Origin of the sequence: Pseudomonas sp. ChxA (assembly GCF_030263855.1) — a bacterium.
In the GTDB taxonomy this organism is placed as follows: Bacteria; Pseudomonadota; Gammaproteobacteria; order Pseudomonadales; family Pseudomonadaceae; genus Aquipseudomonas; species Aquipseudomonas fluorescens_CB.
In genome coordinates this window covers 4817831-4839074 of record NZ_JARPMK010000001.1, presented here as the reverse complement: position 1 = coordinate 4839074, position 21244 = coordinate 4817831, and the positions used below count along the sequence as shown (strand labels likewise).

The 21244-nt window shown below is 59.5% G+C and carries 23 protein-coding genes; 12 read left to right on the top strand and 11 right to left on the bottom strand.

Annotated features, from left to right (window positions below):
* Positions 1–30 precede the first annotated feature (30 nt).
* The 7 genes from P5706_RS21575 to P5706_RS21545 all read left to right on the top strand — a co-directional run bounded on the left by P5706_RS21575 (position 31) and on the right by P5706_RS21545 (position 6333).
* Positions 31–675: a CGNR zinc finger domain-containing protein gene (locus P5706_RS21575; RefSeq protein ID WP_285681666.1), complete on the top strand. Its 645-nt coding sequence runs from the start codon at positions 31–33 to the stop codon at positions 673–675.
* A gap of 90 nt (positions 676–765) precedes the next feature.
* On the top strand, positions 766–1266 hold the full coding sequence (locus tag P5706_RS21570) for a sigma-70 family RNA polymerase sigma factor (RefSeq protein ID WP_200431574.1): 501 nt from the start codon (positions 766–768) through the stop codon (positions 1264–1266).
* 32 nt (positions 1267–1298) lie between these two features.
* Complete coding sequence (locus tag P5706_RS21565) at positions 1299–2249, top strand: FecR family protein (protein ID WP_285681663.1); 951 nt, start codon at positions 1299–1301, stop codon at positions 2247–2249.
* 97 nt (positions 2250–2346) lie between these two features.
* A complete protein-coding gene (locus P5706_RS21560; protein ID WP_200431576.1) occupies positions 2347–4752 on the top strand; it encodes a TonB-dependent siderophore receptor in 2406 nt (801 codons plus the stop codon).
* 178 nt (positions 4753–4930) lie between these two features.
* On the top strand, positions 4931–5257 hold the full coding sequence (locus P5706_RS21555; RefSeq protein ID WP_285681661.1) for a hypothetical protein: 327 nt from the start codon (positions 4931–4933) through the stop codon (positions 5255–5257).
* 322 nt (positions 5258–5579) lie between these two features.
* Positions 5580–5783 (top strand): hypothetical protein, encoded by a 204-nt coding sequence (locus P5706_RS21550; protein ID WP_285681659.1) that lies wholly within the window; start codon positions 5580–5582, stop codon positions 5781–5783.
* A gap of 1 nt (position 5784) precedes the next feature.
* Positions 5785–6333 (top strand): type III secretion effector protein, encoded by a 549-nt coding sequence (locus P5706_RS21545; protein WP_285681657.1) that lies wholly within the window; start codon positions 5785–5787, stop codon positions 6331–6333.
* Positions 6334–6359: 26 nt separating this feature from the next.
* Here the strand turns inward: P5706_RS21545 and P5706_RS21540 are convergent, their stop codons facing one another.
* Entirely contained in the window at positions 6360–7511 is a 1152-nt protein-coding gene (locus P5706_RS21540; protein WP_285681655.1) for an MFS transporter, read from the bottom strand.
* 357 nt (positions 7512–7868) lie between these two features.
* Here P5706_RS21540 and P5706_RS21535 point away from each other — a divergent pair, with 357 nt between their 5' ends.
* The 5 genes from P5706_RS21535 to P5706_RS21515 all read left to right on the top strand — a co-directional run bounded on the left by P5706_RS21535 (position 7869) and on the right by P5706_RS21515 (position 14961).
* Positions 7869–8855, top strand: coding sequence for a diaminopimelate epimerase (locus tag P5706_RS21535; protein WP_285681653.1), 987 nt, complete (start codon positions 7869–7871; stop codon positions 8853–8855).
* 302 nt (positions 8856–9157) lie between these two features.
* On the top strand, positions 9158–11176 hold the full coding sequence (tssI, locus tag P5706_RS21530) for a type VI secretion system tip protein TssI/VgrG (RefSeq protein WP_285681652.1): 2019 nt from the start codon (positions 9158–9160) through the stop codon (positions 11174–11176).
* Positions 11176–12012 carry a DUF4123 domain-containing protein gene (locus P5706_RS21525; RefSeq protein ID WP_285681650.1) on the top strand — a complete coding sequence of 279 codons (837 nt, stop codon included), beginning with the start codon at positions 11176–11178 and terminating at the stop codon, positions 12010–12012. The genes tssI and P5706_RS21525 overlap by 1 nt, the downstream gene beginning before the upstream one ends.
* Positions 12005–12790 (top strand): hypothetical protein, encoded by a 786-nt coding sequence (locus P5706_RS21520; protein ID WP_285681649.1) that lies wholly within the window; start codon positions 12005–12007, stop codon positions 12788–12790. Before P5706_RS21525 ends, P5706_RS21520 begins: the two co-directional genes overlap by 8 nt.
* 14 nt (positions 12791–12804) lie before the next feature.
* A complete protein-coding gene (locus P5706_RS21515) occupies positions 12805–14961 on the top strand; it encodes a lipase family protein (RefSeq protein ID WP_285681648.1) in 2157 nt (718 codons plus the stop codon).
* A gap of 24 nt (positions 14962–14985) precedes the next feature.
* Here the strand turns inward: P5706_RS21515 and codA are convergent, their stop codons facing one another.
* From codA to P5706_RS21465, 10 genes are all read right to left on the bottom strand, one after another.
* Entirely contained in the window at positions 14986–16221 is a 1236-nt protein-coding gene (gene codA / locus P5706_RS21510; protein WP_200431583.1) for a cytosine deaminase, read from the bottom strand.
* A gap of 98 nt (positions 16222–16319) precedes the next feature.
* Complete coding sequence (codB, locus tag P5706_RS21505; RefSeq protein ID WP_285681647.1) at positions 16320–17588, bottom strand: cytosine permease; 1269 nt, start codon at positions 17586–17588, stop codon at positions 16320–16322.
* Between the two features lie 152 nt (positions 17589–17740).
* Entirely contained in the window at positions 17741–18364 is a 624-nt protein-coding gene (locus P5706_RS21500) for an NUDIX hydrolase (protein ID WP_065912337.1), read from the bottom strand.
* 9 nt (positions 18365–18373) lie between these two features.
* Positions 18374–18814: a GNAT family N-acetyltransferase gene (locus tag P5706_RS21495; RefSeq protein ID WP_200431585.1), complete on the bottom strand. Its 441-nt coding sequence runs from the start codon at positions 18812–18814 to the stop codon at positions 18374–18376.
* A 25-nt stretch (positions 18815–18839) separates the two neighbouring features.
* Positions 18840–19037, bottom strand: coding sequence for a helix-turn-helix transcriptional regulator (locus P5706_RS21490; RefSeq protein WP_017135296.1), 198 nt, complete (start codon positions 19035–19037; stop codon positions 18840–18842).
* Positions 19034–19408, bottom strand: a complete 375-nt coding sequence (locus P5706_RS21485; RefSeq protein ID WP_200431586.1) for a hypothetical protein — start codon at positions 19406–19408, stop codon at positions 19034–19036. The genes P5706_RS21490 and P5706_RS21485 overlap by 4 nt, the downstream gene beginning before the upstream one ends.
* A 126-nt stretch (positions 19409–19534) precedes the next feature.
* Positions 19535–19891: a 6-carboxytetrahydropterin synthase QueD gene (gene queD, locus P5706_RS21480; protein WP_003237990.1), complete on the bottom strand. Its 357-nt coding sequence runs from the start codon at positions 19889–19891 to the stop codon at positions 19535–19537.
* A gap of 63 nt (positions 19892–19954) precedes the next feature.
* Positions 19955–20167, bottom strand: coding sequence for a helix-turn-helix transcriptional regulator (locus P5706_RS21475; protein WP_081609232.1), 213 nt, complete (start codon positions 20165–20167; stop codon positions 19955–19957).
* 62 nt (positions 20168–20229) lie between these two features.
* Complete coding sequence (locus P5706_RS21470) at positions 20230–20700, bottom strand: class I SAM-dependent methyltransferase (RefSeq protein ID WP_285681643.1); 471 nt, start codon at positions 20698–20700, stop codon at positions 20230–20232.
* A 49-nt stretch (positions 20701–20749) separates the two neighbouring features.
* Positions 20750–21208: a hypothetical protein gene (locus tag P5706_RS21465; RefSeq protein ID WP_161547932.1), complete on the bottom strand. Its 459-nt coding sequence runs from the start codon at positions 21206–21208 to the stop codon at positions 20750–20752.
* Positions 21209–21244: the final 36 nt, after the last annotated feature.

Genomic DNA, 21244 nt, shown 5'->3' with positions numbered 1-21244 from the left:
CAGAGCGTGCGGGTTTTTTCGGGAGTTGGAATGACACATTTCACGGGCACTGCAAAATCAATCCGGCTGATCGGCGGCGCCCGGGTATTGGACTTTATCAATACCACTAATGGGCGCAGGCCGTATTCCAACCTTAAGGTGATGGAAGAGCGACTCACCAGTTTCAAGTTCTTCATTGAGTGGGCATTACACGCCTCTTTGCTCTCTGAGCAAGAGTACGCTGCCTATTCGCCTATGGTGTTTGACTCGCCCATATCCTTCCAGCCAGACCTGGATGCTGTCATTGCATTCCGAGAGCTTCTGTACGGCGTCTTCCACAACCTGTCATTACGCCAGAATGTCACCGATGAGGCATTACAGCAGATCAATCTGCACTACCAGCAAGGCGCGTCATGGCGAGTATTGCGCTCCGTTGACGGGATGCCCGCGTGGACTTGGCGCACCTGCGGCGCTGCGCAGGAGTTGACGTCGATGCTGATAGCGCGCCTGGCAACAGACGCGACGCAACTGCTGGTATCGAGCCAGCTTCACGCATTGAGGTGCTGCAGCTGCACGGATTGCGATTGGATATTTCTCGATCTCTCCAAAAGTAAACAACGCAAGTGGTGCCAGATGAGTGTGTGTGGCAGCCGAGAGAAATTGAGCCGACTCAAACAGGCGGCCAGTCATCTTTAGTTGCAACGCAATCAGGTGAGCGACGCGAAGCAATTGCTCCGCTTAATAGGAAGCATTACTATTCACGCCCCGCCTCCCAGTGCTCACGCGATGATTCCTCAGCCGCCCCGCAGAACAGGCTTTTTCGAGCATTACGAAGAGTTGATCGGAACCTGGACACGCCGCCTGAGAAACCGTCAGCAGGCTGAAGACCTGGCTCACGACACCTTTGTACGCGTGCTTGAGTCGCGTTCGAGCGACGTTGAGCAACCGCGCGCCTATCTGCATCAAACGGCGCGCAACATTGCGGTGGACGCTTATCGTCGCGAAGACCGGCGTGAGGCGCTGGCATTGGACGCCTTTGATCAGCGTTCGCCCCACAACGGCGACCCGGAGCATTTCATGCACGCGATCCAGTTGGCCGATTCCATTGAGCGAGCCTTGGCCGAACTGCCACTCAACTGTCGCAAGATATTTATCTGGCAGAAAATCGAGGGGCTGACCCAGCAGGAAATCGCCGTGCGCCTGGGGCTGTCTAAAAACATGGTGGAAAAGTATATGATCCGCACCTTGCGGCATCTGCGCGACCGCCTGGACGCTATGGCCCCATGAACTCTGCCCGTTTTGAAACAGGATCTTCCACGATGGATAGCCGTGCTCGCGACGAAGCCGCGCAATGGTTTGTACGCCTGCAAGACGCCGAGTTGAGCCCCGCAGAGCAACAGCGTTTTGAGGCGTGGTGTGCCGAGCAGCCTGAGCATCAATACGAATTTGAAGTGCTGCAAGGCCTATGGAGCGCCGCCGACCTTGTGCCCACGGCGCGTTTGCAAGCGCTGTGCGAGGCCCCGGTCGAACGCCCCAAACGTCGCGCCATTGTGCGTTACGCCGTGGCTGCCAGCGTGGTGGCCATTGCCTTGGGGCTTGGCCTGTTCAGCGGGCTGGATCATCCAAAACCCTACAGTGCTGAGTTCAGCACGCGCTTGGGCGAGCATCGCCAAGTGGCATTGCCCGACGGTTCGGTGATGGACCTGAACAGCCGCAGCGTGGTGGCGGTGCACTATGAAAAGGGTCGGCGCGGTGTAGAAATCAAACAGGGCGAAGCCATGTTCAGCGTCGAGCACGACACCAGCCGGCCGTTTGTCGTGGCCGCCGGGGCAGGGCAGGTCACGGTCACCGGCACGCGTTTTGATGTGCGCCGCGATGACGACCAGACCCGCGTAGTAGTCGAGGCCGGCACGGTCAAGGTGCAGGGGCGAGCGTCGGATCAGATCGTGATGCTTACGGCAGGGCTCGGCACGCATGTCGATTCTGCCGGGCAAGTCGTTACGGCGTATGCGGTGAATGCCGATGAGCTGACAGCCTGGCGCACCGGCAAGTTGGTGTTCAACAACGCCACCCTCGGTGAAGTGGCGCGGGAAGTATCGCGCTATCGCGAGCAGCCGTTGCGGGTCAATACGGCGGCGGTGAGCAATTTGCGGCTGACCAGCGTGTTCAAATCCAGTGACACCGACGCCTTGCTCAAAGCCCTGCCACACATCCTGCCAGTGGCCGTGCGCGTCTTGCCGGACGGCAGCCAGGAAATTATTTCACGCTGACATTCAGGTTTTTTTCGAGTTCTTCGTCTTCTTCTGCAACTGCAACTGGTTTGCATTAACAGCCGCACACTCTTGCGATCACAGGACTAGGTTCGACGTGAAAAAACTTGTCGGTAACAACAATAAAGTCTCCCGCTGGGCGCCTCTGGCGCTGGCACTTTCGGTCAGTGCCGCGCTGCCTGCGGCCTATGCGGCCGACGGCATCCATATTCGCTCGCAGCCGCTGGGCGCTGCGCTGAGCCAACTGGGCCAGCAGACTTCCCTGCAAGTGTTCTTCAGCCCTGACATGGTCGCGGGCAAGCAAGCGCCCGCAGTGGACGGCAACCTTTCTCCCGAACAAGCCCTGCGCCAATTGCTCCAGGGCAGCGGCCTGGATTACCAGATCGATGCCGGTTCCGTGACCCTTCGCCCACAGCGCAGCGGCACGGGGGAAGCCGGCTCGCCGCTGGAGCTGGGCGTCACGGATATCAAAGTGGTGGGCGACTGGCTGGGCGATGCCAATGCCGAAGTGGTGCAGAACCATCCGGGCGCACGTACCGTGATCCGCCGTGAAGCCATGGTGGAGCAGGGGGCGATGAATGTCAGTGATGTGCTGCGCCGCGTCCCTGGCGTGCAGGTGCAAGAGGCCAACGGCACGGGCGGCAGTGATATTTCCCTCAACGTCGGCGTACGTGGCCTGACCTCGCGGCTGTCGCCACGCTCCACCGTATTGATCGACGGCGTACCGGCGGCGTTCGCCCCCTATGGTCAGCCGCAACTGTCGATGGCGCCGATTTCTGCCGGTAACCTGGACAGCATCGACGTGGTACGCGGCGCCGGTTCCGTGCGTTATGGGCCGCAGAACGTCGGTGGGGTGATCAACTTCGTGACCCGCGCGATTCCCGAGCAGGCCTCGGGTGAAGTCGGCACCACCCTGGAAACCTCCGCCCACGGCGGCTGGAAACACGTCGACAACGCTTTTGTCGGCGGCACTGCCGATAACGGCATGGGCGTGGCGTTGCTGTATACCGGGGTGAATGGCAACGGCTACCGCAACAGCAACAACTCCAACGACATCGACGACGTGATCCTCAAGACCCACTGGGCACCGACCGATCAAGACGATTTCTCGCTCAATCTTCATTATTACAACGCCAACGCCGATATGCCCGGCGGCCTGACCCAAAAGCAGTTTGACGCCAACCCGTACCAGTCAGTGCGTGATTGGGATAATTTCAGCGGCCGTCGCAAGGACATATCCTTCAAGTACATCCGCCAGATCGACGACCGTACCCAGGCCGAAGTGCTGACCTATTACATCGACAGCTTCCGTGGCAGCAACATTGCCAACCGCGACCTCAAGACCATAGGTTCCTACCCGCGCAGCTACTACACCTTCGGCATCGAGCCACGGGTGTCCCATGTGTTCGACGTGGGCCCGAGTACCCAGGAAGTCAGCGTCGGTTATCGCTACCTCAAAGAAGGCATGCATGAACAGGCCAGCAGCCTGAATCTGGTCAACAACGTCCCGACGCCGGGCGGGCAAAATGACGGGCATGTTTACCAGGACCGCACCGGCGGCACCGTCGCCAACGCGTTCTACATCGACAACAAGATCGATATCGGCAAGTGGACCGTCACGCCGGGTATCCGCTTCGAAAACATCGAGACCACTTGGCATGACCGCCCGGTGGTCGCTCTGAACGGTGTGCGCACCGTGGAAAAGAATCGCAAGATCAATAGTAATGAGCCGTTGCCAGCGTTGAGTGTGATGTACCACATTTCCGATGCCTGGAAAGTCTTCGCCAACTACGAAACCTCCTTCGGCAGCCTGCAGTACGCGCAGATCGGGCAGGGCGGTCGCGTCAACCAGACGGCTGACGGCCTGAACCCGGAAAAGGCCAAGACCTACGAGATCGGCACACGCTACAACGACAGCGTCTGGGGCGGCGAAGTGACGCTGTTCTACATCGACTTCTCGGATGAGTTGCAATATGTGAGCAATGACGTGGGCTGGACCAACCTCGGCGCTACCAAGCACCAGGGGATCGAAACCTCGGCCCACTACGATCTGTCGAACCTGGACCCACGCCTCGATGGCCTGACCGCCAACGCCGGCTTTACCTACACCAAGGCGACTGCCGAGGGTGATGTGCCGTTCAAGGGCCGCGACCTGCCGCTCTACTCCCGTGAAGTGCTGACAGCGGGCCTGCGCTACGACATCAACCACTGGACCCATAACCTGGACGTCTATGCCCAATCCGGGCAACGTGCGCCGGGCACTGGCACCACCTACATCACACAGGGCACCGCCGATGGCCAATACGGCGATATCCCTGGTTATGTCTCGGTCAACGTGCGCAGCGGGTATGACTTCGGCGCGCAACTGTCGAACCTGAAACTGGGGGTGGGCGTGAAGAACGTCTTCGATCAACAGCACTACACGCGCTCCAGTGATAACAATGCCGGGTTGTACCTGGGCCAGCCCCGCACCTTCTTCGTGCAGGCCAGCGTTGGCTTCTGACCGGCCGGTGATGAGAAAAATCGCAGCCTGAAGGCTGCGATTTTTTTTTGCCTGTTTTTCCAGTGCTCACTGCACGGTCCACGCCAGGGCAGGAACTGTTTTCGCGCGTTTGCCACACAGGTTGTAACAGCGACTTTGATCGTACGGGTTGCTTTCAAACGCCGAGCAGGAGCCAGACATGACTTCAACTTCGTTTCAATCCGGTCACGCCGATGGCCGGGGCACCTTTGAGGGTATACGCAAGGTTGCCCGCTCAACGTCGGTTGGCGAGGAGGGCAACTGCCCAGCCTTGTCGACGCTGTACGCCGCCGAAACGATGCGCATGAAAACCTTTGTGGGCCAGCACAAATTCCAGGCGCCCGTGGCCGATGATTTTGCCCGTGGCCTGCTCGCGCCACAGCCTGCCAGCCACCCTGACACCCAGAGCTTTAGGCAACCCACTTTCCGGTGGGCCACGCTGATCAATTACCTCACCACCCGATGGCGTGGGCCAGCAGCCGGGTAAGCCCGTGTTACATGCTGTTATTGGGATTCTTCTGTCGCCCGGAACTATCGCGTGGCGCTAACCACATATCGGATGCTTGCTGCCCGGGGGTGAACCGATGATTCGGTACTCTCGGTACTGACTTTCAGGCAAGCATAGATCTGCAAAAAGCGAGAGATGACGCATGAAGATTGAGGGTGCAATACCGCGCGCACAGCCATTGGGCGTGGGCGGGCCAGAGGTGTCTTGGGCTTCACCGCCGCGCGTTTTCCAACTGCCGAACGATGAGCCGTTTGCCACGCGGGACTTGCCGTCGCAGCGGCCTATGCTGTGGCGGGGAGGCTTGTCTTCGCTGCGTCAGCAGGCACTGCAGAATCCCCCCTCAGTGCGTACCGACACCACGCCGCCTGGCCCGAACTCTACGGACAGTCAATTGGCCGGTGAGCTGGAGAAACACTTCGGCGAACTGCATGGTTTTCTGAAAGATGGACGCTTGACGCAGTCGTCATTGCGTCAGATCGCCGCTCAAACATTGAGTGGAGAGTAGGGTGCGCGACCGTATGATTCTGCTGGTCAGGGAAATTCTCAATCGCCCCCTGCTCAACGATGCGATCATCGACTGCGCGGGGTACATCACCCGCGACAGCCTCAACGCGGCCGCTGCGGCGCTGCAAGGTAACAGCTCCCCCAGCGCCTTCAGCCAGGACCCTTTTCATGATCAGGGCAATGCTCAGGTCGTAAAGGCACTGCAAGGCTATTTCAAGCAACTGAGGGATATCCCCAAAGACAGCGCAGTATTTTTTGAGGCGCTTGAATACCTGGACATCAACCAGCTCAAAATCGTGATGAGCGACCCCGATGACCTGGACGCGCAAGGACTGCCCCTGCTGGAGCCCGCCACCGGGCTACCCAGGAAGAAGTACAGTGAACACTGCGTGTATACCGCCAAGAACATTATTGAACGCCCGGGCCTGCTGCGTTCATTGGAGCGCGACAACAATATGCGTTTGTTGGGACGCCCCAGGCACGAGGGCTTTCTTTGCAACAAAAGCCTGGAGCGTTGGCTGGAACACTATGAAACCCACAAAGCCAGGTAATGCCCTGGCTGTGTGCGGTGAGTGCTTTATACCTTGAGAATTTTGCCGCTGATGGCGACCCCCGCCAGCAGCAGCGCAATCAGCACAAAGGCGGTGCTCAGACTGCTGCCGTGGGCGATAAAGCCGATAACGGCTGGCCCGGCGAGAATGCCGGCATACCCCAGTGTGGTGATGGCCGGCACGGCGATATGCTCCGGCATGACCGTTTGCTTACCGACGGCGGTGTACAGCACCGGCACGATATTCGAGCAACCGGCGCCCACCAAGGCATACCCCAGCAGCGCTGTTTCCCAGGCCGGCAATAACGTCGCCAGCAACATGCCTGCGGTGGCCAGCGCGCCGCCAATCACGATCACACGGGTGGCACCCAGGCGGCGCACAATCGCATCACCGGTCAAGCGCCCTGCGGTCATGGTCAAGGCAAATGCCGCGTAACCCAAGCCGGCGTAAGTTTCATCAAGGCCGCGCTCGGCGCTCAGGAACACCGCGCTCCAATCCAGCACGGCGCCTTCGGCCAGGAACACGATGCAACACAGGCAGCCGATAAACAGCACCACACCGTGCGGAACGGCAAACGCGGGGCCAGAGCTTTCGCTGCCGTAAGGCAGCAGATGCGGCCCGGCTTTGATCAATGCCAGCGCCATGACGACGATCACCACCAGGGTTGCCTGCAACGGCGACAAGCCCAACCCCAGCAACCCGGCAACCCCTGCTGCGCCGACGATACCGCCAAGGCTGAACAACCCGTGGAAGCCCGACATCATGGTTTTGCCGCTGGCACGCTCAACAATCACCGCCTGCAGGTTGACCGTCGAATCCACAGTGCCCAGGCCCCCACCAAACAGGAACAGCCCGGCCATCAGCAAGGGGATTGAACTGACGGTGGCGAGCATCGGCAGTGCCAGGCAGATCATGATCGTGCCGGCGGTCAGCACCCGGCGGCAGCCGAAGCGTGAAGCCAGGGCGCCAGCCATCGGCATGGCGATGATCGATCCGACGCCCAGGCATAACAGCAACAGGCCCAGCGTGCCCTCATTGAGGTTTGCCCGTGCCTTGGCGTAGGGCACCAGCGGCGCCCAGGCCGCGATACCGAAGCCGGCGATGAAAAAGGCGATGCGGGTCGACATTTGTTCCAGCCGTCCGGGAACCACGGGCGCTGGGGTGGAGATGGCAGTCATGAAAAATCCTTGGTTTTGCGTTCTATGAACGATGTCCTGCGCGACATCCTTGCACATCAGGCCCTGTGGAGCGAGCCGGGTTCCCTTCAAGAGAGGGGCGGGCGCGCAGGCTGCGGGTTTATGCTTACAGGCGCGGAACGCCCAGGCAGGGGGCGACCACACAGAGGCTGTCGAATGTATCGGCGGCGGCCTGGAAGGTGCGTAATCTGCGTGAGAACGCATGAACCCCCAGGCCTTTACGTTGGATTACCGCCTTGCAGTCCACCTCCTACTGCGCCGCCTTCTGTAATACGCTGCTGCCAAGTGTGCAGGCAGTCAGCCAAATACGCCGATGATGATTCTTTGGAAGGTGTCGCTATGACTCAGTTCTATGACGCACGGGGCAATATTTACGCTGTGGCCAGCCCCGGCTACCTACGCAGCAGGGGCATTGCGGTACCTGAGTGTGCCGATCTGGCTGCCAGCACTCGAAAAGAGTGGGCAGCCATGGCGATCGCGTCGGAATGTGAATGGGGCACGTTACCGCGTGCGGTCAATGCCAAGGCACACCGCTGCGATGGTTTGCTGGTGGGGCCGTTCCAGGCTGCGCCGCCGTTTGACGTGTTGATCGTCAATACCGATGGCACGCTCGCCGAGCGCAGTGGTAACGGGTTGACGATTTTTTCCCAGGCGCTGACGGATCAAGGCTTGATGACCCAAGGGTGTGAGTTGCTCGTGCATCACGACAAGCACGATGCAGCCTCTCCGGTGGCGACCTATTCGCAGCCGGCGACCTTTGAACAGGTTGCTGGCTTCTGGCTGGCTTTGGGGCGACCGCAGTTCGGGCCGGCAGCGGTGGCCGCTACCGGTATTGGCGCGGTCACACGGGGGCAACGTGAGTTCAGCCATGTGGCCGCACTGGTGGCGATCGACCCGCAGTGGGTCGTCAGCCAGTTTGTGCGTGTGGGCAATCCACACTGTGTGACGCTCGTTGAGCATGCCCAGGCCTTGCCGGACCACCAGTCGCTGCACCAACCCGCACTGTTTGAGCCGTTGCAGGCGATTGCTTTTGCACCGCCGGGCGGGCGCGGCCAACCTTGTTTGGCGGGGATCAATCTGCAATGGGCTGCACATTCTTCGGGCAATCGGGTTCTCGCGCGGGTGTTTGAGCGGGGAGAAGGGCCTACTGCGTCCTCGGGTACCAGTGCGAGTGCAGTTGCCTGCGCTGCATGGCGGGCGGGTTGGGTTGAGCCCGGAGAGGTGGCCGTGGTCATGCCGGGTGGCACTGTGCCGGTGCGTTTACAGTGCCAGGCCGAAACTCTGCTGAGCGTCAGTCTGTTCGGGACTGCATGCGTGCAAGCCTGAATGCGTGGAAGTGGCTGATGTCTTGAATGCGTGTCAGCTGTTTCTTTGTTAGTTAGTTGTATAGGTCAAGTTTGTGTGGGAAGTTTCTTGTTGTTGAGTATTACTTAATTGTGCGAATTTATTATTTTGTAAAAGACACGTCCTACCACGCTGTGCGAAACGTCTTTTTTATTTTCAAAGGGTCAGATTTCGCCTGGAGTCGCTAATATCTATTGGGTTAAGGCGCTTTTTCCCAGCAGTTCAATCAACGCCCGATGGGGGGGAGCCTTTCAGTCAAATAGTTGATGACAGGTAACTTAAGGATGGTTGAAACAACTGCCGCGCCACGATTCAAGTTGATACTTACAGAAATAACCAATGACTTTCAGGTACTCGCTTTTAAAGGCCGCGAAGTCCTTGATCAGCCTTACTTCATCACCGTGCAATTAGTCAGCGAAAATCCTTCTCTGGATCTGGAAGCGCTGCTTCACCAGCCAGCCTATCTAGACTTCGGCGGAGCCGATGCGGGGCTGCATGGGCAGGTCTACGCCATCGGCCGTGATGATCCGGGCATTCGACTCACTCGATATCGCATCACCCTGGCACCGCGCCTGGCGTGCCTTGCCCATCGGCGCAACCAGCGGGTTTTCCAACAACGCAGCGTGCCGCAGATTATCGCGACGGTCCTTGAACACCACGGCATCCTGGCGGACGCTTATGCTTTCGAGCTTGGCCCCGTGGTCTACCCACCCCGGCCGTTCTGCGTGCAGTACGTAGAAACCGACCTGCATTTTATCCAGCGGTTGTGCGAAGAGGAGGGCATTCATTACCACTTTCGTCATAGCCCGAATAATCACCTGCTGGTATTTGGCGATGATCAGACTGTGTTTCGGCGCCTGGGCGCACAGCATTTTTGCCCGACGCAGGAACTGGCCGCCAACACCAGCGCTATCCGGCAGTTCGACATGCGCCTGGAGATCCGTACCCAGCTGACGGTGCGCCGTGATCATGACTTCCAGCATCCGTCGCTGCGCATGGAAGATAAAGCCGGGCCTGCATCGACGCAGTTCCTTGAGGATTACCATTACCCTGGTGGTTTCGGTGACCATGTGCGAGGTCGGCAGTTGGCGCGCCGGGCCCTGGAGCGACATCAGCGCGACCGCCATCGTGCCGTGGGCAAAAGTGACCAACCGGCGCTGGGCAGCGGCCATTTTCTTGAGTTGTGTGATCACCCGGATCCGGCCTGCAACGACCTTTGGTTACTCACGTCGGTGCATCACGAGGGCTATCAGCCGCAGGTGCTGGAGGAAGCGGCACCCGTGCTTGGCACATTCCACGGCTACCGCAACCGGTTTACCGCAACACCCTGGCGCGCCGTGCATCGACCGCCTCTCAAACACCCGAAACCGACCCTCAATGGCAGCCAGACCGCCATTGTGACGGGGCCCGCAGGCGAAGAAGTGCACTGCGACGCCTCCGGCCGAGTGAAGGTACGCTTTCATTGGGACCGTCTGGATCCCACCGATGACAAAAGCAGTTATTGGGTACGGGTAGCCTCCGGTTGGGCGGGCGATGGCTTTGGCGCCATGTTGATTCCACGGGTGGGCATGGAGGTGCTTGTGACCTTCCTGGAAGGCGACCCGGACCGGCCGTTGATCAACGGCTGTCTGCCCAATGCGCTGCACATGCCGGCTTACCCCTTGCCGCAACACAAGACACGCAGTGTGCTGCGAAGCCGCAGTGTCCTGGGGGGCGCGGGTGCCAACGAGCTGCACCTTGAGGACCTGCATGGCGAGGAACTCATCTACCTGCGCGCCCAACGGGATCTGGAACAGTGGGTCGGCCATGACAGCCGCCTGGAGGTAGCGGGAGAACGGCGTGAGATCATTCGTGGGTTAAGCACGGTTCACTTGGACGGCGGCGAGCAGCGGCACATCAGCGCAGACCGCACAATCGTGCTTGGCACGAACGATCGGCTGGATGTCCAGGGTGACAGCCAGACACATATCGGTCAGTCGATGGTTATCCAGGCCGGGCAGCAGATCGTCCTCAAGGCCGGCGCCAGTCTGGTCATCGATGCGGGCGCACAATTGAGCCTCAAGGCTGGGGGGGAACACCTGATTATCCAGGCGGGCGGCATTTTCAGCAGTCGGCCTGTCACCCTCGGCGGCTTGCCGCCCCTTACGCCGTCAGCGAGCCTTTTGCCGACAGTGGATGCGCCGAGCCTCTCGACGGCGCAAGGTACCCTTCTGGACGCGGCTCGGCAGTTGGGCGCGGACTTCTGTCCGGTATGCGAGGCGTGCCGTGAAGGCCAGTGCTCCCTTATGCGGAGGGCGGCCTGATGCCGAGTGAGCCAGGTCTGTGGATGGCCCAACAGCACCAAGCGGGCCGCCGAGTGTGCTTGATCCTCGAGGGGCATCAGGATGCACGTCAGCGGCTGTTGTCTGTGCGTCAGCTGTCGCAGTATTGCAGCCTGTACGCTGAGACTGCCCTGTTCGAGTTGGCAGCCGCAGGCCCGGTGATTGTGCTGGTGGAGCAGGCGGATGAACCGGGGCTGGTCGACCTGCTGCAGTGCCCCGAGGCGAATTGGGGCTGGCTGGGCAGCCTGCCCGATGAGGATCTGGCTGGCGTGGTTCGGCATTGGCGCGAGCGCCTGTTGGTAGGGCACCAGGGAAGCCAAGCGCTGTATCGTTTTCACGATAACCGCACCTTGGCGCGCGCGCTGAGCCATCTACAGAGCGAGCATCGGCCAGTGTTGCTCGGCCCACTGTTCAGTGTGTGCTATTGGCATGAAGGCCGTTGGCGTCAGAGTGAAAATCCAATGCCCGGTGAGTATCCGGTGCCTGTGCCTGCGCCCTGGCTGAACACGCCGAACCCTCAGGCCGAAGTGATTCTGCACGCCAATATCCTGCGTTATCTATTGACTGAACACAGCGAAAGTCTCGCCGGTTTGGTCGGGTTTCAGGACCCCGGCATTTGGCTGGCGCAGGTTATCGAGCAGGCCCGAGTCTGGCAATGGCGAAGCCCCCAACAGCTCGAATTTCTGGTCGTGCGCCGGTTGGAGGAGGCGACGCAAGGCTGCGCGATTCGGTGGCTGCCGATAGAGGGCGAGGCGCCTGGAGAGCATTTTGAGCGGGTGTCACGAGAATCGCGCAGTTTGGGGAAAAAACATGAGTAAGTGGATGCGCAGCGTGTTGGTCGCACTAGGCGCCGGATGGCTCTCGGGTTGTGCGGTGGCACCGCCGGTTGATCGTTTTACGCTGGAGTTGGATCTACCCGCGCAGTTTCGATTTATCGGTGCCGCTAATTACCGTCCTGCCAGGTATGAACTCTGCACCTTGCCGCAGCGTCGAGGCAAAAGGCCTGAACGCAAGATCTTTATTGGCAATTACAAACCCCAGGCCGAACGGGTGAGCTATGAGTTCCCGCTGACTGAAACCATTGAGGGGTGCCCGTCGGTGTTGCGTAGCGTGCAGTTCACTCTTTATGCGAAGTGGGGCGAACTCGACACTGATGTCGGTGGCAGTTCCGCGGCAATTTCCTTCGCAGATCCTATTGAGTCTGAACGCGTAGCAGCGATGCCCGAGTCGGGTGTGCAGGCGTTTTCTGGAGAATGCATGTGGTTTTTCCGGACGGCCGGCCCAGAGCATGCGATCAGAAAACTGTTGGAATGTAACGCATTGGACACGAAGGGCAAAAGGCAAGAAACGCGCCCGGGTGGCGTGGTGCAGAGAGCGTTGCTCCCAGGGAAAAAAGTAAGGCTGACGTTGAGCGTTACAGACGAGGAGGCTCCCGCCTTTCAGGACACCTGGCTAGCTGTACCGGGAGGGTGGAGGCGCTGCCGGGGCAAAAGCTTTGAAGATCTGTCCGGATACTGCGGCAGTAACACCACGGACTTTAAACCTATAACGATGCCGGATGGACGTGTTTGCGATGTTTATCCAACGTGCAATTAACAAGGAGATGAATCATGAAACAGGCAGCATGGAAGCAACCTTTTTTCAGTAGCAAGATGCCTGCTTGCCCGTTGAAAGGGCATTGGGCAAGCGTTTCTCTGGTTGATGAAACAGGCAGTGGGAAGGCTTATGGCGGGCTGGTCTATACGATCCAGGACACTACAGGGCGACTCTACAAAGGACGGTTGAATGGAGAGGGATACGCCAAGGTGGAAGGGTTTTATCGCGGCCCTGTCATACTTTCTTTGGATACGCAGTATTCAGGCGGCGGCGAGCCATATGCCAAATTGAGGAAGCGCAAGACTTACCCGTTACCTATCACCGAGCTTCAAGCCCGCGCCGAGCATACCCGATTTTCCGCGGCTGATGGCCAACGTATCGACGGCAACCCTGCACAACGCCAAGCAGACCGGTTTTACCAGGTAGAGGTGCGCGATCTGGTTCGGCATATTGCCCACCTGCCGCCGTTTGCCTCCAGTACCTATCACCCCCCAAGGCATGCGCTGAAAATGATGGCCGAGCTGGGGTTTGGTCCGCCGCAGCCCGTATTGTCAGGCGTCGTGCTGTTCCCCAACCTGCACACGGTGTTGGAAGTTCGGCCTTTGCGAGCCCTGCGCCCGATGTTATCGACCGACGATCAGTTATGTGCGTTGAACCTGTATCAATTGGCGTTGATGTCCACATTGAGTTACTGCGATTTTGGCCAGCAACCTCCAAAGTCGCCAGTGGAAAACGTCAGTTTCCCCCTGGATCCCAGCGCAGGAAATCTGTTCGCGGAAAAACTCTCGGGGTTTCAAGAAGCCTGGAAGGTCGATCGTGATCAGGCTCAGCGCTTTTACCCGCTGTACGAAGAGGTTCCATACTCCCTGCGTTTTGAGATTTTGCCTTTCGATCCTGAGTTGTATCCACAAAATCGCCCGGAGCTTGAAGATAAACAGGAACATCCAGCTAGCCTGCACTTTTTCGACGATGAAGCCATCGGTACGGATACCCAGGCGTTTATCAGCCATCACAACGAGGTGATTCTGATCGCTGTACGAGGTACCGCCAGTGGTGCCGATGCTTTGCGAGATGCGAATGCCCACCAAGTGCCATTTACCGAAGGTGTCGGCAAAGCCCATGAGGGTTTTTACCAGGCATATCGAGCGATGCGCGATTTTGTTCTGCACTACCTTGATCAATTCCACAGTGGCCAGCGCATTGTGATTTGTGGCCACAGCCTCGGTGGCGCCATCGCGTTGCTCCTGGCAGAGGGGTTACGCCGAGTTACCCGCGTGAAGTACAACATTCTCCTCTACACCTACGGCGCTCCCCGCGCCGCAGACTCCGAGTTTACCGACGGCGCCTCGGCCCTCATCCATCACCGCATCGTCAACCACAACGACCCGGTTCCCAGTGTTCCTGCCACGTGGATGAATACCACCGCCAAACTCTGGGTGCCGGGCGCCATCACGCTTTTTGCCGCACCCGGTGCGGGTGGCCTGCTGTTCGCCGCCGGCCTTGTGCGCGTCGGCGGTAACCCTTACCAGCACCATGGCGAACAACAGCACTTCATGCCTATCAAGCTGCCGGACGGCACGCACTCCTCGGTGTTATGGACGCCCGGTTGTGAGTCTATTCTCGAGGCTGGATGCAACCGGGTGCTGCAACTGAATGGCGATATGCCCGAGCGTGCCAACCTGTTGAAACAACTGTTTCAGGCCAGTCAGCACTTCATGACCGCCAGTTACATTCCAGCAGCGTGGGCCACTCTGCGCCGTTGGCAGCAAACCGTGGAGTGCCAGGGGCCTTTGATCACAGCCAGGGAGTTTGAGTTGATAGACCTGGCGCTCGACACCATGACGCAACAACTGCGCGACAAGAACCGCGAGCTCGAGCGTCGTCGCCCACCGAACCAACGCGATTATGGGCATGCGCATAACCAGGCACTGAACGCTGAAGTCGACCGCTTGCGCAGCAGCCGACGTCGATTGGAGTCGTTACGCTGGCGCCGTCTGGACCTGCGTGACGTGTATGGCAGCCACTGCGACTCCACTCGCTTGCAGCCCAGCTTGAAGCGCTGGTTGCGCCATCGTGAAAACCGCAAGTTGGCGCAAATCGCCAGTATTCCTGCGCCACTCCAGGACAGCGCCGGCCGAGTGCAGCCACTGGATATCGATTCAATTGCCTGACTCTGCTACTTATGACCCTGCTGCTTACAAAAACTCCACCTGTGCCGGTCTACGCTGCATCAGTACCTTGCCATTGCGGATCGAATATAACGGCAGGCCTTGGCTGCGGATTACCTCGTAGTCACTGTCTGCTGAAAGCACCAGCAGGTTGGCCGGGCGACCGGGTTCCAGGCCGTACCGGTCACCCAGGGCCATGGCCTTGGCACTATTGTCGGTGACCAGGTCCAGGGCGCTTTGCAGGTTGCGGTAGCCGAGCATGTGGCAGATGTGCAGGCCGGCTTCCAGCACGCGCAGGATGTTGCCGTTGCCCAGCGGGTACCATGGATCGACGATGGAGTCCTGGCCGAAGCAGACATTCATGCCGGCCTCGAGCAGTTCATTGACGCGGGTGACGCCTCGGCGTTTCGGGAAACTGTCGAAGCGGCCCTGCAGGTGAATGCTTTCGGTAGGGCAGGAGACGAAGTTGATGCCCGAGTGCCCCAGCAGGCGAAACAGTTTGGCGCAGTAGGCATTGTCATACGAACCCATCGCCGTAGTGTGGCTGGCGGTGACGCGCTCGCCCATGCCGCGGCTGCGGGCTTCTTCGGCGAGTACTTCGAGAAAGCGCGAGTGCGGGTCATCGGTTTCGTCGCAGTGCACGTCCACCAGGCAGCCAGTGCGTTCGGCCAGGTCCATCAGGAACTTCACCGAGCTAACCCCTTGGTCGCGGGTGTATTCAAAGTGCGGAATACCGCCGACCACATCAGCGCCCAGGCGAATGGCTTCTTGCATCAGTTCGCGGCCGTTGCGGTAAGACTCGATGCCTTCCTGCGGGAAGGCGACGATTTGCAGGTCGATCAGGTGCGTGCTTTCTTCGCGCACCTCCAACATGGCTTTGAGCGCGGTGAGGTCAGGGTCGGTGACATCAACGTGGGTGCGCACATGCTGGATGCCATGGGCGGCCAGGGCCTGAATGGTTTTCTTGGCGCGTGCTTTGGTGTCTTCCTGGGTGATGGTGGCTTTGCGTTCGCCCCAGCACTCAATGCCCTCGAACAAGGTACCGCTCATGTTCCAGCGCGGCTCGCCGGCGGTCAGCGTCGCATCCAGGTGGATATGGGGCTCCACGAACGGCGGTATGACCAAGTTGCCAGCGGCGTCGAGGTCGCCAGCTGTTAATGTCGGCGTCACGGTTTGCGCAGTAATGCGGGCGATCCGGCCGTGTTCCAGGTGCAGATCATGCAGGCCTTCACGGTTGCGCAGGCGGGCATTGATGATATGCATGGGCAAGTTCCTCTTGGCTTTGGATAATCAGGCAGGCAGCCGCCAGGTCATCAGGGTTATCAGCCACAAGGTTACCATCCTCATGGCAACAGGCGGGTTCAGGCCTGTACGTCAGTCAAAGGTGCGCGCACACGCAGAGCTGCGGTGAGCGCGATGTAGGCCAGGGACGCAGCCACAATCCCCACCAACGGCGCCACCCACGGTGAGTGAAACGCCAGCACGGTGCCTACGGCATACGCTACCAGTCCCGGCCAATTGAACGCCGGCAGGCGTACATCGGCCAGACGCGGGTACTGGCCGCGATAGCGGTAGAAGAAATCCGCCATGATGACCCCGCCAATCGGCGGGATCACGGTGCCCAGCAGAATCAGATAAGGCACCAGCAAGTCGTACATGCCAAGCAGTGCCAGCAATGTACCGATCACCGCGCCGGCCAGGGTCACGGTTTTGCGCCGCCGAGTACGCAGCAGGTTGCAGCCGGCCACCGCGAAGTTGTAGATGGTGTTGTCCTGCGTGCTCCAGATGTTGAGCAGCAACATGGCCATCGCCGCCATGGCGAAACCTTGCAGCAGCAGTACCTCGACCACATCGGGTTGCTGATAGACGATGGCGCCATAGGCACCGATCAACACCATCAAGCCATTGCCGATAAAAAAGCCGATCAGGCTGGCCAGCACCGCGACCTTGGCCGAACGAGAAAAGCGCGTCCAGTTGGTCGCTTGGGTGGCGCCGCTGACAAAGGTGCCGAATACCAGCGTTATGGCGGTGGACACGTCCAGTTCCGCCGTTGGCACCACCGCCATAAGACCCTCCAGGCCGCCGACTTTGACGGTGGCGACCCACATCGACAGCAACAGCAGGATGCCCATGGCCGGCACCGCGATGTAGGAAAGAATCTCCAGCCCGCGATAGCCCACATACGCGGTGGCGCAGAACAGCAGGCCAAACAGCACCATCAGTGCCAGCACCGTGCCTTGGTTCAATTCGAAATATTTGCCCAGCACCACAGCCGCGGTGGCGGTGCCCCAGGCGTACCAGCCGATCTGGGTGAAGCCGAGGATCAAGTCGCTGAGTTTGCTGCCCACTTCGCCAAAGCAGAAGCGGCCCATCAGGACCGAATTCAAGCCGCTCTTGAACGCGATGTAGCCCAGGCCTGCGGCGTAAATACCCAGCAACAGGTTACCCAACGCCACGACACCGAGCATGTCGGTAAAACTGAACGCCACGCCCAGCTTGCCGCCGGCGAACATGGTCGCGGTGAAGAAGGTGAAGCCCAGCAACACCATGGCGGTGGACGCAAGGCCCTTGCGCGCATGCATCGGCACTTCGCTGAGGGGGTAATCGTTACCCGGTTCTTGCTGCGTCATGGCCTTGCTCCCTGGATGACTGACGCCGTGCTGTTGCACTGCGCGTGCCAAACCGGCGACGCGGCGTATTTATAGCCAGGCAGCGATGTTGAGCGTGTCTGCCACCGACATCAGGCAGGCACGAAAACAGTGCAGCGGTGAGACAAAGTGGATCAGTCGAACAGCGTCTGGGTGGTCTCGCCACGATGAAACGCAAACGCCGCTTCAAGATCGCTTTCGATGGTGCGCCCACGGGACAGCGGCGGCAGGTCGTCGAGGGTGAAAAAGCCCACTTCGGTGGTTTCAAACCCGGCCGCTGGCGCCAGTTGGTCGACCCGCTCGCACAGGAAGTACAGCTTGTAGAAGTCCCGCACATCCGGGCGATACAAGCCCTTGGCTTTGTGCGTGACGCTGTACAGCGCGCGTGCCGTGACGCTCAACCCGGCTTCCTCGCGAATCTCCTTGACGATGTTTTCCGCCGCCGACAAGCCGATATCGGCATAGCCACCGGGCAGCGCCCAGCAGCCGTCGGTCAATTCGCGCACCAGCAGTATACGGTCGCCTTCGATCACCGCGCCGCGTACGTCAATCATCGGGGTTGAATAACGCTTGGCAAAATCCGGCACCAGCCCGGTGATGCGTGCAAGCGGCACATCTGCCAGTTGCGCGAGCATGCTGTGGGCAATCTCGGCAATTTCCTCGAGGCGCTCACGCTCGAAGTCATCGGTGCAAAAATGCAGGCCCGTGGACGCCAGTGCCTGCAAGCGTTTGGCCTGGGCCAGCCAGAGGTTTTCCATGGGGTGCTCCTAGAGATGTTTGATCATGTACACGCGGCGCAGGCCGTGTTCCTCGGCGCGATGGGTTTGCACATAGCCACGGCGACGGTACAGCGCGAGGTTCTCAGTCATCACCTCATTGGTGTACAGGCGGATGGCTCTGTAGCCGGCATCAAGGGCCTGCTGTTCGGCAAAATCCATCAGTTGTCGCCCGAAACCAAGGCCTTGGGCGTGCGGGGCAACGGCGAGGTTATCCAACAGCAACGCCGTGTCGGTGTGCCTCAGGATAACAAAGCCTTGAACCTGCCCCGCGTGGTCCAGCACATGTACGCCCCCGTCTTTGACCAACTGCGAGTAGTCCTCCAGCATCGGCCCGGGCTTTCGGCCGATGCGCTCAATGTAGGGCGCATAGGCAGCCTGGACGATGGCTTCGATAGCGGCACTGTCATCGGCAATGGCGGGGCGCATCATTTTGGCGTGCTCCTGTCATAAAGGCTCAGTCAACTGGCGCTTCGAAGATCGCCTCGATGGGCCGTTCGAACACCTTGGCGATCTTGAACGCCAGCGGCAAGCTCGGGTCGTAGCGGCCGGTCTCGATGGCGTTGATGGTCTGGCGCGATACACCCAGGCGCTGCGCCAGATCAGCCTGGGACCAACCCAGTTCTGCGCGTAACTGGCGCAGTTGATTATTCATTGATAACGCCTTGTGCCAATGATCGTGGCCACACACCAGATGCCGCCCATGATCGGCCAGACCATGAAGGCCGACAGGCGCGGCAGGCCGGCGGTTTCCAGGAAACCGTAGCTGAAGGTGGTGAGGGCGGTGCATACAAACGCCACCGCGAGCGCTTCCAACTGAATCTTGCGGCCTAACTCATCCATGCTGTTCAGCCGGCGGATGATCGACACCGCCATCGCGACCATCGGAATAACCGGCAGCAATGCCAAGGCGATTTTGGCGGCGCCGTCAGGCATGGAGCGTACAGATGAGCTGGAAACCACCACGCAGCAAATGTACACCAACAGAATGACGATAAATTCCACCAGGAAGCGTTTGGTCGACATGACTCTCTCCATGAGTAAAGGGTGCTTTACACTAGGTCTTAAGGTTTTCCATGTCAAGCTTGCTTTACATTGGTATTGGCCAGGCGTAAAAAAACCACCCTCAGGTGGTTTTAAACACTCAACCGCTTACTCGCCGCGATAGATGCAACCGCTGGTGCAAGTCTCATGGATGCGAATCGCGCTGAGTTCCGGCAACAGGGGTTTGAGTTCGGTCCAGATCCACTTGGCCAGCACTTCGCTGGTCGGGTTTTCCAGGCCTGGGATGTCATTGAGGTAGTTATGGTCGAGGCGTTCGTAGAGCGGCTTGAAAATCGCCTTGATTTCCGAGAAGTCGCGAATCCAGCCGGTATGGGGATCCAGGTCGCCGCTGAGGTGGATCGCCACCTTGAACGAATGCCCGTGCAGGCGCCCGCATTTGTGGCCTTCCGGTACGTGTGGCAGGCGGTGGGCGGACTCGAAGGTAAACTCTTTGAAGATTTCCACGGTGTGACCTGTAGGGCTTGTGTTGCATGGCTTGTGGAGTATTGCCAGTAACTGGTGTACTGATCAATGTACTGATTGGTCGTTGCTGGGCGTTGTTGATGTCATCCATTCAGCAATTGCCGACTGGCGCCAAGCGACCGAATTGGGGCCTATTCTAACCTGTTTTGGGAATGTGCCTTCCCTGATCCGCCGATAAACTGTATTGCGGCCCAGGCCTGTGGTGTAAAGCACCTCGTCGAGGCGAAGGAAGCGATCAATTTTCTCTGCTGCTGCCATGTTGATTCTCCGTGCCGCGGGCGGCGTGAGTCAATGAGCCGCGCTGGGCGGCATAAGGTGGGTTAGGTTTTCTTCATGAAGGTGATCCAGTGCGTTTTCTCGCGCTTGCCGGACTTGTGGCCAAACAGAGGTTGTTCTTCGGTGAGTGCAAGAATCTCGCTGACCCGAATCTGGGTTTCGTTCCACTTGAAGATCAGGAACTGGCCAGGCCGCAGCACACGGAAGCACTCCGCGAAGCCTTTGCGCAGATCGTCGCGCCAGTCGTCGGTGAGGATTCCGTATTTCAACCGCAGCCAACTCTCCCGGCCGGCGCGCACCAGGTGCGGTGGATCGAACACCACCATGTTGAAGCTGGCATCGGGGAAGGGCAGGTGCCGGAAATCCATGATCACATCCGGTTCAACCTTCAACACCCGGCCATCACACAGCACATGCTCTTCATCGCGGATGTCGCCGAACAGGGCGCGCTGGTCGCCCTTGTCGAACCACATCATGCGACTGGCGCTACATGGGTCCAGGATTTGTGCATTCATGGCATAGCTCCGCCCGCCGCTCACCGGCAGGAATGTAGGGGGATTGGGGTTAGGGTTTTGCTTCGGCTTTTCGCTTGCGTGCCGCGATTACCAGAGCTTTCGATGTACTGGCGACGCCGCCCGCGACGTCTTCCGGGAGAATCGCGGTCATGCAATGAGGGCAGAGCGGTGCCATCTTCGTACTGCGCCAGGCCTCGTCCATTACCTTCGCGGCGCGGCTGCGCATCTGGAAAGTTTCGGCCTCTGCCAATTCGCGCTGCCGTCGCTTCAGCGAGTTCATCCCGCCGCTGAAAACCCCGACAAGGCCAACGAATGCGTCGAAGGGCTCGACCTCGGATTCGCAGTCGCTGCACCAGACGCGGCGCTCCTTCTCGTCATACACCAGCTTCTTGTGTTGGCAACTGCTGGCCGGGCGCCGCGTCATGCCCCGAGCAACCCGAAGGTCTTCGATCTGCACAACCTTCACGCCGTATAGATAGTCCTGTGGCTCAATTGGAACATCGCTCATGGCCTGGGCCCTCGATAGATGAAGACGTAGGCGAAC

Excerpts from the sequence above, each read along its gene's own strand:
- P5706_RS21515 (WP_285681648.1), top strand. The coding sequence starts at position 12,805 with ATGAAACAGGCAGCATGGAAGCAACCTTTTTTCAGTAGCAAGATGCCT.
- P5706_RS21565 (WP_285681663.1), top strand. The coding sequence starts at position 1,299 with ATGGATAGCCGTGCTCGCGACGAAGCCGCGCAATGGTTTGTACGCCTG.
- tssI (WP_285681652.1), top strand. The coding sequence starts at position 9,158 with ATGGTTGAAACAACTGCCGCGCCACGATTCAAGTTGATACTTACAGAA.
- P5706_RS21470 (WP_285681643.1), bottom strand. The coding sequence starts at position 20,700 with ATGAATGCACAAATCCTGGACCCATGTAGCGCCAGTCGCATGATGTGG.
- P5706_RS21540 (WP_285681655.1), bottom strand. The coding sequence starts at position 7,511 with ATGACTGCCATCTCCACCCCAGCGCCCGTGGTTCCCGGACGGCTGGAA.
- P5706_RS21570 (WP_200431574.1), top strand. The coding sequence starts at position 766 with ATGATTCCTCAGCCGCCCCGCAGAACAGGCTTTTTCGAGCATTACGAA.
- P5706_RS21465 (WP_161547932.1), bottom strand. The coding sequence starts at position 21,208 with ATGAGCGATGTTCCAATTGAGCCACAGGACTATCTATACGGCGTGAAG.
- P5706_RS21555 (WP_285681661.1), top strand. The coding sequence starts at position 4,931 with ATGACTTCAACTTCGTTTCAATCCGGTCACGCCGATGGCCGGGGCACC.
- P5706_RS21490 (WP_017135296.1), bottom strand. The coding sequence starts at position 19,037 with ATGAATAATCAACTGCGCCAGTTACGCGCAGAACTGGGTTGGTCCCAG.
- P5706_RS21485 (WP_200431586.1), bottom strand. The coding sequence starts at position 19,408 with ATGTCGACCAAACGCTTCCTGGTGGAATTTATCGTCATTCTGTTGGTG.
- P5706_RS21495 (WP_200431585.1), bottom strand. The coding sequence starts at position 18,814 with ATGATGCGCCCCGCCATTGCCGATGACAGTGCCGCTATCGAAGCCATC.
- P5706_RS21520 (WP_285681649.1), top strand. The coding sequence starts at position 12,005 with ATGAGTAAGTGGATGCGCAGCGTGTTGGTCGCACTAGGCGCCGGATGG.
- P5706_RS21500 (WP_065912337.1), bottom strand. The coding sequence starts at position 18,364 with ATGGAAAACCTCTGGCTGGCCCAGGCCAAACGCTTGCAGGCACTGGCG.
- P5706_RS21535 (WP_285681653.1), top strand. The coding sequence starts at position 7,869 with ATGACTCAGTTCTATGACGCACGGGGCAATATTTACGCTGTGGCCAGC.
- codB (WP_285681647.1), bottom strand. The coding sequence starts at position 17,588 with ATGACGCAGCAAGAACCGGGTAACGATTACCCCCTCAGCGAAGTGCCG.
- P5706_RS21525 (WP_285681650.1), top strand. The coding sequence starts at position 11,176 with ATGCCGAGTGAGCCAGGTCTGTGGATGGCCCAACAGCACCAAGCGGGC.
- codA (WP_200431583.1), bottom strand. The coding sequence starts at position 16,221 with ATGCATATCATCAATGCCCGCCTGCGCAACCGTGAAGGCCTGCATGAT.
- P5706_RS21475 (WP_081609232.1), bottom strand. The coding sequence starts at position 20,167 with ATGGCAGCAGCAGAGAAAATTGATCGCTTCCTTCGCCTCGACGAGGTG.
- P5706_RS21575 (WP_285681666.1), top strand. The coding sequence starts at position 31 with ATGACACATTTCACGGGCACTGCAAAATCAATCCGGCTGATCGGCGGC.